Genomic DNA, 10,913 nt, shown 5'->3' on the forward strand with positions numbered 1-10,913 from the left:
CGCGGTGGAGAGGCAGGCCGACCGGGCCGACGGGATCGTCGGCTGGCCGCTTTTCCTGGGCAAGGTGGTCGAACTCGATTACGACCGCATGATCATGATCGTCCACGACGAGTTGCCCGCGAAGTCGACCGGATATGCGAGGACCGCGATGCCGTACGTGGGCCCGCTCACGGCGGTGGAGGCCGTCCTGGTCGATGGGGAGAAGAGGGAGGGCGGATTGTTCATCCTGGACACCGCCGGTACGGGGACCATGATCGTCAACCAGGCCTTTTCGGCGGCCCACGGTCTTCCCGGCGCGATGCGGGTGCTCGGCAAGAGCGCCTCGCGCGGGGTGGGCAGCGCGGTGATCCGCAACGAGGTCGTGCTGGTGCCGGAACTCGTGATCGCGGGGTTCTCCCTGCCAAACGTGCCGGTCCATATGGAGCTGCCCTCAGCCGTCAACCAGGCGCCGCCCGGCGGCGTGCTGTGCATGGAGGTGCTGGCGCGGTTCAACACCATCCTCGACTACCGGCGTCAGGAGGCGTATTTCCGGCCCAATTCACGCTTCGACGCGCCGTTTGGGCGGAGAGCCCGCGGCGCGCCGTGGCCCGTCGTTTTCGGGGTCGCGCTGTCGATCGTCGCGGTGATCTTGGGGGTGGCCCTGACCCGGGCTAGGAGACGCCCGCCAGCGGATCCTTCAACCCGTGCCCGGTGACCAGCGCCACGACCTTGTCGTGCGGCCCGATCAGCCCCTGCGCGCGGGCCTGCATCAGGCCGGCGAAGCCGGCCGCTCCCGAAGGCTCGGCCCAGACGCCGGCGAGGCGGGCCAGCAGGCGGATGGCCTCGCGGATCGCCTCGTCCTCGACGGCGAGGAAACCGCCGCCGGTGCGCGCGACGTATTTCCAAGCCTTCAGCCGGTTGCGGGGCACGCCCACGCTGATCGAGTCGGCGATGGTCGCGGGCGTGACCGGCGCGACGGCCGCCAGCACCTCGCGCGGCGCGAACGCGGCGGCCCGCGCCCCGGCTTCCCGCCAGGCGGCGAACAGGGGCGCGGCGCCCGCCGCCTGCACCCCGAACACGGCCGGCACCCGGTCCAGCCGTCCGACCTCCGCCAGCTCGACGAAGGCCTTGGCAGTCGACGACACGATGCAGCCGTCGCCCGTCGGCACGAACACCGCGTCGGGCGCCCGGAAATCCAGGGCGTGGGCGATCTCCAGGGCGCAGGTCTTCTTGCCCTCGACCAGCAGCGGGTTGTAGGCGCAGTTGCGGGAGTACCAGCCGTGCTCCCGCGTCTCCCGGACGGACAGGTCGAAGGCCTCGTCGTAGGTGCCGTCGATGCGGCGGACCTCGGCGCCGTGCAGCTCGAGCTGCGCCAGCTTGGCCCGGGGCGCGGCGGCCGGCACGAAGATGGTCGTGCGCACGCCCGCGCGTGCCGCCAGCACCGCGAGGCTGGCGGCGGCGTTGCCCGTCGAGGCGGCGGCCACGTGCGAGACGCCCAGGCGGGCGCAGTCGGCCATCGCCATGGCCGTGGCGCGGTCCTTCAGGCTGGCAGAGGGCAGCGCGGTGTCGTCCTTCAGCAGCAGGTGGGGGAGGCCGAGGTGCTCGCGCAGGCGGTGCGGGGCGTGCAGCGGTGTGTCGCCGAGCGACCAGCAGGCGTGGGGCGCCTCCGGCCGCAGCGGCAGCAGGGCGGCGTAGCGCCAGAGGTCGGGACGGCCCCGCGCCGGGAACGGGTCGCCGTCGGGCAGGCCGTCGCGGATCGCCGCGTGGTCGTAGGTCGCGTCGAGGATACCCTCGTCGCCGCAGTCAACGCAGACGAAGCCGCGGTGGTCCGTCGGGTGCGCCTTGCCGCACAGCCCGCAGGCGTACCCCGTCCAGTGCGGATTGGTCCCGACCCGCGGCAGCTGCATCGCGCGCCCCCGGCTTCTACATGGTGAGGGCCATGATGGCCTTGGCCGTGTGCAGGCGGTTCTCGGCCTGGTCCCAGACCACGGACTGCGGGCCGTCGATCACCGCGTCGGTGACCTCCTGGCCGCGCGTGGCCGGCAGCGGGTGCATGTAGATCGCGTCGGGCGCGGCCAGCTTCATGCGGCGCTCGTCGCAGATCCAGCCGGGGTACTTCTCGATGTGCTGCACGGCGGCCGCGCGGTCGGGCTCGTGCACCAGGCAGCCCCAGCTCTTGGGGTAGACCACGTGGGCGCCCTCGAAGCCCGCGTCCATGTCGTCGACCATCTCGAACTTGCCGCCGCTGCGCTTCGCGTTCGCGCGGGCGCGATCGAGGATGTCCGGCATCAGCTTGAACTCGGGCGGGTGGGCCAGCGTCACGTCCAGGCCCATGCGCGTCATGATCAGGATCTCGGACTGGGGCACCGAGATCGGGCGCACGTAGCTGGGGGCGTAGGTCCAGCTGACCACGATCTTGCGGCCCCGCGTCTCGCCGCGGAACTTCTCGCGCACGGTCATGATGTCGGCCGCGGCCTGGCAGGGGTGGTAGACGTCGCACTGCAGGTTGATCAGCGGCACGCGCGAGATCCCCGCGATCTGGCGCATGAACTTGTTGCCCACGCCGAAGTCGCAGTTGCGGATGGCGATGCCGTGGCCCATGCGGCCCAGCACGCGCGCGGTGTCCATCACCGTCTCGCCGTGGCTCAGCTGGAGCTTGTCCGGGGTCAGCACGTGGCAGTGGCCGCCGAGCTGCGTCATGCCCGCTTCCATGGAGTTGCGGGTGCGCGTGCTCTGCTCGAAGAACAGCGCGAACAGGGTGCGGTCGCGCAGCAGCGCGTGCGGCTCGTCGCGGTAGAACTTGCGCTTGAGGTCGCCGGCGGTCGCGAGCATCAGTTCCAGCTCGTCGTCGGCCCAGTCCTCGGTGTCGATGAAATGCTTGCCCTGCAGGATCTTGCTCATGTCGCACCTCGGTCGCTGTTCAGGAAGGATTGCGGAAAAGCCGTGTAGAAGGCGCAGGCCCGCACGACGTCGTCCACCGGGACGTACTCGTTGGGGGCGTGGGCCAGGGCCTCCTGGCCCGGCCCGAAGCCGATGCAGGGCACCCCGTGCAGGCCGTTGATGGCCACGCCGTTGGTGCTGAAGGTCCAGCGCGACACCTCGGGCGGCGCGCCGAACACGCCCGCGTGCGCCGCCACGCCGGCGCGCACCGCCGGGTGGTCCTGCGGCATCAGCCACGTCGGGTAGTACTTCTCCATGGGGTAGACCAGGCCGGTCCAGGCGGGGACCTCGTAGGTCAGCAGCCGCGTTTCGGCCTCGACGCCGGCCGCGGCCAGGGCCTCGCGCACCTCGCGCAGCGCCCCCTCGCGCGTCTCGCCCGCGGTCAGGCGGCGGTCGATGTGCAGCTCGGCCTTGTCGGGCACCGCGCAAAGGCTGGGCGACAGGCTCTGGAACATGCTGACGGTGCAGGTGCCCTTGCCCAGGAAGTCGTCCGTGCCGAGCCGCTCGTTCAGCGCCTCGATCGCCGCGCAGGCGGGGGCCAGTTTGTAGACGGCGTTCACGCCGCGCTCCGGCGCCGAGCCGTGACACGACACGCCGTGCGAGGTGACCCGGATCTCCATGCGGCCGCGCTGGCCGCGGGTCAGGGTCAGGCCGGTGGGCTCGGTCGAGACGACGACCTCCGGCCGCAGCACCTGCTCCTGCAGGATGTAGTGCCAGCAGAGGCCGTCGCAGTCCTCTTCCATGACCGAGCCGACCATCCACACCTGACAGCCCTCGAGCAGGCCGAGGTCCTTCATCAGCTTGCCGGCGTAGACCATGCCGGCCATGCCGGCCTTCTGGTCGACCGCACCGCGTCCGTAGACGCGGCCGTCCTCCAGCTTGCCCTGGAAGGGGTCGCAGCGCCACTGCGCGGGGTCGCTGACGTCGACGGTGTCGAGGTGGGCGTCGAAGGCCACCACGCGCGGCCCGTCGCCGATGCGCCCGAGCACGTTGCCGAGACCGTCGATGCGCACCTCGTCGAAACCGACGCGCTCCATCTCGGCGGCGACGCGGCGCACGACCCGCTCCTCCTGCCCCGAGAGGCTGGGGATGGCGACGATGTCGCGCAGGAAGGCGATCATGGGCGCCTCGAGGGCGCGGGCGGCGGCGTGGAGGTCCAGCTGTGTCATCGCGGCTCCGGACACGCCCCGGCCGGGCGCGCCCGACGCGCGGGCGACCGGCCGGGATCGCGGATCAAAGGTTGGCCATGCGGTCCCAGATGCGTTTGGCGGCGGCGCGGCAGGCCTTGCCGTCGTAGGGCGCCGGATCGCCGCGGCGGTAGCGCGGCGCGCCGTCGACCCAGACTTCCTGGATCAGGCGGGGCTGCATGCCGAACAGCAGCAGGCCGAGCCAGTTGCCCTGGTGCAGCGGCTGCTTCTGGTCCTCGCAGCCGATCAGGAAATCGGCGGGGGCGCCGGCGTCCAGCGAGCCGAAGGGCTCGCCGAAGATCTCGCGGGCGAGCTGGTAGCCGCCGATCCAGAAGCGCTCGGCGCCGTGGAAGCCCAGCGGGCCGCGGCCGGTCTCGTTGCCGCGGTAGAACGTCGTGCGCAGCTCGCCGAACATGTTGCCGTCCAGGCCGTCGGTGCCCAGGCAGCTGCGCGGCGGGAAGCGGTCGACCGGCGCGCGGCCGACGCCGTTGTTCATGTTCGAGCGGCCGTTGTGCACCAGCCAGGCGCCCTTCTCCTCGATCGTCTGCAGGTCCAGCGGCGTGAGGTCCACGCCGTGGGCCAGCAGGCTGCGGGGGCGCACGAGGCCGTGACGGTCCAACCGCTCCAGGGGGTCGGGCCAGCCGCGGTCCTTGCAGATCTCGCGGTCGGTCGAGCCCTCGGCCAGGTGGATGTGCACGCCGGTGTCGAACTCCGTGCAGATCTCTGCCAGGCTGTCGAGGGTGCCGTCCTCCAGCGTGAAGCCGGCGTGCGCGCCGACCAGGCCCTTGAACCAAGGAACGCCCTCGCCGGCCGCAGCGGTCTTCTGCAGGTAGCGGCGGGTCTCCTCCAGGCAGGTGTCGCGGCTGCCGGGACCGCCGCGGTCGGTCACCTCGTAGCAGAGGCAGCCGCGCACGCCGGCGTCGCGCATCCCCTGCTCCACCAGGTCGAGCGAGCCGCCGACGGAGGTCAGGCTGCTGTGGTGGTCGAAGATCAGGGTCGCGCCGCAGCGCAGCGCGTCCCAGGACCCCGACACCGCGCTCATGCGGATGGCCTCGGGATCCAGCGCGCGGTCCAGCTTCCACCAGATCTCCGTCAGCACGTCCTGGAAGCTGCGCGGGGTGTTGGCCGGCGGCGGCATGCCCGGCGCCAGCGTGGAGTAGAGGTGGTGGTGGGCGTTGATCAGGCCCGGCATGATGGTGCGGCCGTCCAGGTCGCGCACTTCCTCGCCGGCCCGGGGGGGGAGCCCGCGCCCGCGCTCGACGATGCGGCCGCCCTGGATGCGCAGGTCGGCGAGTTCGACGCGCGGGTCGGGCGCCGCGTTCATCTGCGGCGGCAGGTAGTCCAGCACGTTCGCGTTGGTCAGCAGCACCCCGGGGGCGCTTTTCGCGGTCTGCTTCAAGTCCTGGCCTCCGGTGCGGGGCGCGTCGGGCGAGACGATCGGGAACCGGTTCAGGATCATCCCCGGCTCCTGAATCTGCAAGGAAAAACGCCCGGGAGAGGGCCTCCCGGGCGTTCCGCGGCGCCGAGCGCGGCGGGGCCGTCGGCTCCGGGATCAGGCGTCCGGCAGCAGGTCCTCGAGCTTCTTGAAGATCTGCTCGATCTTGAAGTCGCGGATCACCCAGATCTTCCGGTCGAGCGACGTCATGCAGTAGCGGCCCTCCTGGGCGCCGCCCGTCGCCGGCCGCGCGTCGCCGACGCGCAGCTCGAAGGTCGATCCGTCCGCCAGCGTCACCTCGACGCGTCGCTCGGCCTTCCACAGCCCGTAGCGGTCCATGCCGACCCCGGGATCGGCGACGTCGGCGGCCTGGACGGCGGCCAGCGCGTTCATCACGCCATCGACCTTCGTCTTGGCCAGGCCGCGGCGCGAGGGCGCGGTCAGCGTCCATTCCCAGTCCTGGGGCGGCGGCGCGGCGCCGTCGCCGGGTCCGGCGGCCGTCAGGACTTTTTCCATCACCAGGGTCTTGTCCCCCTGGTGCAGGGCGATCTTGCGGATGCCGGCGGCGTCGGTCTTGAACACCGACAGGTCCAGGAAGTGGCGCGATTCGGGCCTGGATTCCGGCGACCACAGGCCGAGCTTGCCGCGCACCTCGGTCCTCGCCAGGTAGACCGCGTTGCTGCCCGGCGCGCGCACGAAGACGCCCGCGCCGTCGTCGGCCCGCTTGCCCAGCAGCAGCGCGCACACCGGCTGCCAGTCCTTGCCGAACAGGGTCACCTCCACGGGGGTCGAGCGCGGGCCCAGGCCGTAGTCGTCCAGGATCGCCGCCTCGTCGGAGCGGAAATCGCCCTGCAGGCTGTCCATGGCGGCCAGCAGCTCCTGGATCTTGCGCGGGTCGGCGGGATGGTCCCAGGCGGTGCGGGTGACCCAGCCCCCGCCCAGCCGCTCGATCACGACCGTCGCGGTGTCGGCTCCGGCGCCGACGGTGACGCGGTTGACGTCGGCCGGGTCGAAGTCCGCCGCCACCACGGTGGCGGTGGCGGGCGACGTCACGGCCCGCCGGTGCAGCACGCGCTGCGCGACGCTGACGACCAGCAGCAGCGCCGCCGCCAGAGCCAGGATCGTCAGGGGGCGGTTGCGGGTCATCGCGCCGCCTCCTTGCGGCGCTTCGCGGCGCGCAGCAGGCCGAAGGCCGCCAGGGCGACGGGCACCAGCACGGCGGCGAACAGGCGGTAGAAGAGCTTCTCGCCGTCGTCGACCGGCCGGATCACGCGCTGGGTCAGGGCCTTCGAGCGGATCGAGATCATGTCCTCGCCGTGGGTCAGCGCGTCGACGGCGTTGAGCAGCAGCAGGGCGTTCTGGCCGGCCTGCAGCCCCATGTCGTCGAACATCTTGGCGCAGCCGACGACCGCGACGCGGGCCTTCCCGGCGCGCAGCGGGGTCGCCGCGTCGGCCGCCGGCGGCGCGACCGCGCCGTCGGTCGCCATGGCGGGCCAGGCCGGGGTCGGGCGCCCCGCGAAGGCGTCGGGGAAGCTGCCCTCGAGCAGCACCGCCAGCGGCAGCCGCGGTTCGATCTGCTTGCCCTCGGGAGCGAACAGGCTGCCGGGCAGCAGGCCCTCGGTGAACGGCGCGCGCCAGGCGCGCTCGCTGCCGGTGAACAGCACCGTCGAGGTCAGGCCGTTGGCGCTCATCGTCGCGGCGTCCAGGTCCAGGGCGCTGCCCCACAGGTAGAGCAGGCTCGCGATGCGGTTGCTCAGGGGCGAGTCCTGGTTCATCTGCGTCTCGGTGACCTTGACCTGCACCGGCAGGCGCACCGGCTCGCTGGTCTGGAAGCGCATGCCGCCGATGTTCTGGGTGCGGGGCACGGCCAGGGTCTCGTGGCTGGCGTCCAGCAGGTGACGCGTGTCGACGGTCACGCCGAAGGCGCCGAGCACCGACTCCAGGCCGCTGGTCTGGCTGGCGCCGCTGATCGTGAAGCCGCCGCGCATGCCCGGCTGGTAGCCGTAGGTGTGCAGCTGCACGGCGATCAGCGCGTTGACGCCGTTGCTGATGGCGCGGTTGATCTCGAAGGCCTGCCGCTCGTCGAAGCCCGAGGGGTTCAGCACCAGCAGCGCGTCGGCGTCGGCGGGGATGCGCGAGTCGGCCGTCAGCGACACGCGCTCGACCTGGTAGTGCTCCTGCTGGAGGTACTGGGCGATCGAGGTGTAGACGTCCGTCGGCTCGGGCGGCTGCATGCCGCGCTGCAGGTACTGCATGGCGACCTGCGGGTCGATCTCCTGCAGCGGCGCGACCAGCGCCACCTTGGGGTCGCGGTCGCGGGTCAGGCGGTAGACGCGGGAGATCAGGTCGTACTCGAAGGTGGCCAGCGACTGCGGCAGGACCTGCGGCAGGACCTCCTCGGGCCGGTCCTTGTAGGCCACGGTCATGGCGCTCCAGATCAGCTTGACGCCGATCTCGTCCTTCTCGATCGACTGGACCTGGAACGGCTGGATGCCCCGCTCGGCCAGTTTGCCCTGCAGGTCCTCGTCGTCCTGCGGGTCGTGGATGCTGTACTGGATCATGCCGTCGGACGCCTGCGCGTAGTCGCGCAGCTTGTCGGTGACGTCGCGCTCGAGGGTCTTCAGCTCGGTCGGCATCGACGCCGCACCGGTGATGTAGAGCTTCACCTGCACGGGCGCCTTCAGGCCCTTGAGGATGTCCTTGGCGGCCGGCGCCATGGTGTACAGGCGCTCGCTGGTCAGGTCGACGCGCGCGCCGCCGAAGCCGCCCAGCACGTCGGTCAGCAGCACCGACACCGCCAGCAGCAGCAGGGCGGTCACGGCGAAGGTCACGCGGAAGTTCCGGCGCTTGGTGCTCATCAGTACTTCCTCCCTTCCAGCCAGACGGCGTTCAGGACCAGGAACACGGCCGTGAGGCCCAGGAAGTAGGCGAGGTCGCCCAGCTCCAGCACGCCGCGCTGCAGCGCCTGGTAGTGGGGCATCAGCCCGAACGCGTTCTGCAGGAACGAGCCGAAGCCGCCGATCCAGCCGTCGATGGTGGCCGAGACGGCCGGCACCCCGACCAGGAACAGGGCGAAACAGGCCAGCATGCCCAGGATGAAGGCGGAGATCTGGTCGCGCAGCAGGCCGCTGGTGAAGATGCCCACGGCCATGTACAGGCCGCCCAGCAGCAGCGCGCCCAGGTAGCCGCCGAACACGGCGCCCAGGTCGGGGTTGCCCAGCATCGCCAGCATGATCGGGATCGGCAGCGTGCCGAGCAGCGCCACCACGTAGAAGGCCATCGCCGCGAAGTACTTGCCGAGCATGACCTCGCTGGACTTCATGGGCAGCGTCATCAACAGCTCGAAGGTGCCGCTGCGCTTGTCCTCGGCCCACAGCCGCATGGACACCGCGGGGATGAAGAAGATCAGGAACAGGGGCAGGTTCCCGAAGAAGTCGCGCATGTCCGCGAGCTGGGCCAGGAAGAACGGCGTCATGAACAGCCCGCAGTTGAGCACCAGGAACACGATGATGAAGATGTAGGCGATCGGGCTGTTGAAGTAGGCCGCGAACTCGCGGCGGAAGATCACGCCGGCGTTAGACATGGCTCACCTCCCGGGAGGCCGTGCCCTGTCGCGTCAGGGCGATGAAGGTGTCCTCGAGGCTGAACGGCGACTCCTGCAGCTCCAGCAGGTCCCAGCCGCGCGACTGGCCCAGCCGGCCCAGGGGCGCCAGCACGTCCTGCCCGAAGTCGGCGCGCACCTCGAAGCGGGCCGCGCCGTCGCGCCCGGCGACCGGCCGCACCTCGTGCAGCCCGCCCAGGTCGCGCAGGGCCGCCTCGGCCTCGGCGGCCGGGGCGCGGTAGGCGACGAAGATGCGGTTGCGACCCATGGCCGCCCGCTCCAACTCGCCGATGCGCCCGTCGGCGACGATCCGCCCGCCGTTGATGATCACGACGCGGTCGGTGACCGGGGACACTTCCTGCAGGATGTGCGTGCTGAAGATGATCGTCTTGCTGCGGGCGAGGCCCTGGATCAGCTCGCGGATGCCGATGATCTGCAGGGGATCCAGGCCGCTGGTGGGCTCGTCGAGGATCAGCACCTCGGGATCGTGGATCAGCGCCTGCGCCAGGCCGGTGCGCTGCCGGAAGCCCTTCGACAGCTCGTTGATCGGCTTGCGGAAGACGCTGCCGAGGCCGCAGGCCTCCACGACCCACTCCAGCCGCTGCCGCAGCTCGTCGCCGGCGAGGCCGCGGGCCCGGCCGACGAACTGCAGGTACTCGTGGACCATCATGTCCACGTAGAGCGGGTGGTTCTCCGGCAGGTAGCCGATGCGGCTGCGGACTTCCAGGGGGTTGCGGAGCACGTCGATGCCGTCCACGCTGACCGTGCCCCCGTCGGGGGCCAGGAACGTGGTGACGATCTTCATGGCGGTGCTCTTGCCGGCCCCGTTGGGCCCCAGGAAGCCGAGGATCTCGCCCTGGTCGAGGCGGAACGAGACGCCGTCGAGGGCGACGGTGGCTCCGAACCGCTTCGTGACGTCACGTACCTCGATCATCGCTCAGAGTCCTCCATCGAAGGGTTGGCTTGGATAGCGCCCGGCGCGCGTCACGACGGGACGGGCGCCGCCGGATGGGGCGGCGCCGCCGGACGATCGGCGCCAATCTACACGAAACAGGGGGGACGGTTCCAGTTATTACGGGCCGCGCGGCGCCTTCGGGGGTAAGATGGCGGCTTCCGGCCCCCTCCCCACGTCCAGCGTCGAGGGACGACATGACCGACCGCCGCCCCCCGGAACCCGCCCTGTGGCGCTACGAACTGCCCGGCGGCTGGGTCGTGCTGGCCGGCCGCACCGACGCCGACAACGACCGCCTCAGCCTGAAGATCGCCAAGCCCAACGACTGGTGGTTCCACGTGAAGGGCCGCCCGAGCAGCCACGTCGTGCTGCAGGTGCCGGCGGGGGAGGAGCCGCCGCGCGAGGTGCTCGAGGCCGCCGCCGCGGTCGCCGCCTGGCACAGCAAGGTGCGCGAGGCCAAGCTGGTGGCGGTCTCCGGGACCCAGGCCCGTTTCGTGACGAAACCGCCCGGAGCGAAACCGGGCACGGTCCAGATCCGTAAGGAAAAGACGTTCCTGGTCAAGCCGGGGATACCCGGCTGACGTCTGTGCGCCTGCGAGCGATCCCCGGTCCGACACCTGCAGTTTCCCAGGAGGCGAATCCCTTGAAACGACTGGCCATTCTTACCCTCGCGGCCGTACTGGCGGCCGCTGCGCCCCCGTGCGCGTCCGCTGCCGCCACGAGCGCGTCGCAGCTCATGCGCAACCCGGACATCAGCGCCGAGCACCTCGTCTTCACCTACGAGGACGACCTCTGGTTGGCGGACGCCTCCGGCGGCCA

General features: G+C 71.3%; 10 protein-coding genes. 2 read left to right on the forward strand and 8 right to left on the reverse strand.

Annotated features, from left to right (window positions below):
* Positions 1-694 (forward strand): hypothetical protein (locus Q7W29_12135; protein MDO9172565.1); only part of this gene is annotated, 694 nt, incomplete at its 5' end.
* Here Q7W29_12135 and Q7W29_12140 read toward each other — a convergent pair.
* From Q7W29_12140 to Q7W29_12175, 8 genes are all read right to left on the reverse strand, one after another.
* Positions 651-1,886 carry a pyridoxal-phosphate dependent enzyme gene (locus tag Q7W29_12140; GenBank protein MDO9172566.1) on the reverse strand — a complete coding sequence of 412 codons (1,236 nt, stop codon included), beginning with the start codon at positions 1,884-1,886 and terminating at the stop codon, positions 651-653. The two genes, Q7W29_12135 and Q7W29_12140, sit on opposite strands and share 44 nt — an antisense overlap.
* 16 nt (positions 1,887-1,902) lie before the next feature.
* Complete coding sequence (locus tag Q7W29_12145) at positions 1,903-2,880, reverse strand: ornithine carbamoyltransferase (protein ID MDO9172567.1); 978 nt, start codon at positions 2,878-2,880, stop codon at positions 1,903-1,905.
* The gene (locus tag Q7W29_12150) at positions 2,877-4,088 is read right to left on the reverse strand and encodes a YgeY family selenium metabolism-linked hydrolase (protein ID MDO9172568.1); all 1,212 of its coding nucleotides are present in this window, start codon (positions 4,086-4,088) and stop codon (positions 2,877-2,879) included. Before Q7W29_12150 ends, Q7W29_12145 begins: the two co-directional genes overlap by 4 nt.
* A gap of 64 nt (positions 4,089-4,152) precedes the next feature.
* Complete coding sequence (locus tag Q7W29_12155) at positions 4,153-5,565, reverse strand: amidohydrolase family protein (GenBank protein MDO9172569.1); 1,413 nt, start codon at positions 5,563-5,565, stop codon at positions 4,153-4,155.
* A 93-nt stretch (positions 5,566-5,658) separates the two neighbouring features.
* Complete coding sequence (locus tag Q7W29_12160; GenBank protein ID MDO9172570.1) at positions 5,659-6,687, reverse strand: DUF4340 domain-containing protein; 1,029 nt, start codon at positions 6,685-6,687, stop codon at positions 5,659-5,661.
* Complete coding sequence (locus tag Q7W29_12165) at positions 6,684-8,399, reverse strand: GldG family protein (GenBank protein MDO9172571.1); 1,716 nt, start codon at positions 8,397-8,399, stop codon at positions 6,684-6,686. The genes Q7W29_12160 and Q7W29_12165 overlap by 4 nt, the downstream gene beginning before the upstream one ends.
* Positions 8,399-9,124 carry an ABC-2 transporter permease gene (locus Q7W29_12170; protein MDO9172572.1) on the reverse strand — a complete coding sequence of 242 codons (726 nt, stop codon included), beginning with the start codon at positions 9,122-9,124 and terminating at the stop codon, positions 8,399-8,401. Before Q7W29_12170 ends, Q7W29_12165 begins: the two co-directional genes overlap by 1 nt.
* Entirely contained in the window at positions 9,117-10,076 is a 960-nt protein-coding gene (locus Q7W29_12175) for an ATP-binding cassette domain-containing protein (protein ID MDO9172573.1), read from the reverse strand. The genes Q7W29_12170 and Q7W29_12175 overlap by 8 nt, the downstream gene beginning before the upstream one ends.
* Positions 10,077-10,291: 215 nt before the next feature.
* On the opposite strand from Q7W29_12175, the gene Q7W29_12180 reads away from it, so the two are divergent.
* Entirely contained in the window at positions 10,292-10,675 is a 384-nt protein-coding gene (locus Q7W29_12180; GenBank protein MDO9172574.1) for an NFACT RNA binding domain-containing protein, read from the forward strand.
* Positions 10,676-10,913 lie beyond the last annotated feature (238 nt).

This window comes from bacterium (assembly GCA_030654305.1).
Taxonomy (GTDB): Bacteria; Krumholzibacteriota; Krumholzibacteriia; order LZORAL124-64-63; family LZORAL124-64-63; genus PNOJ01.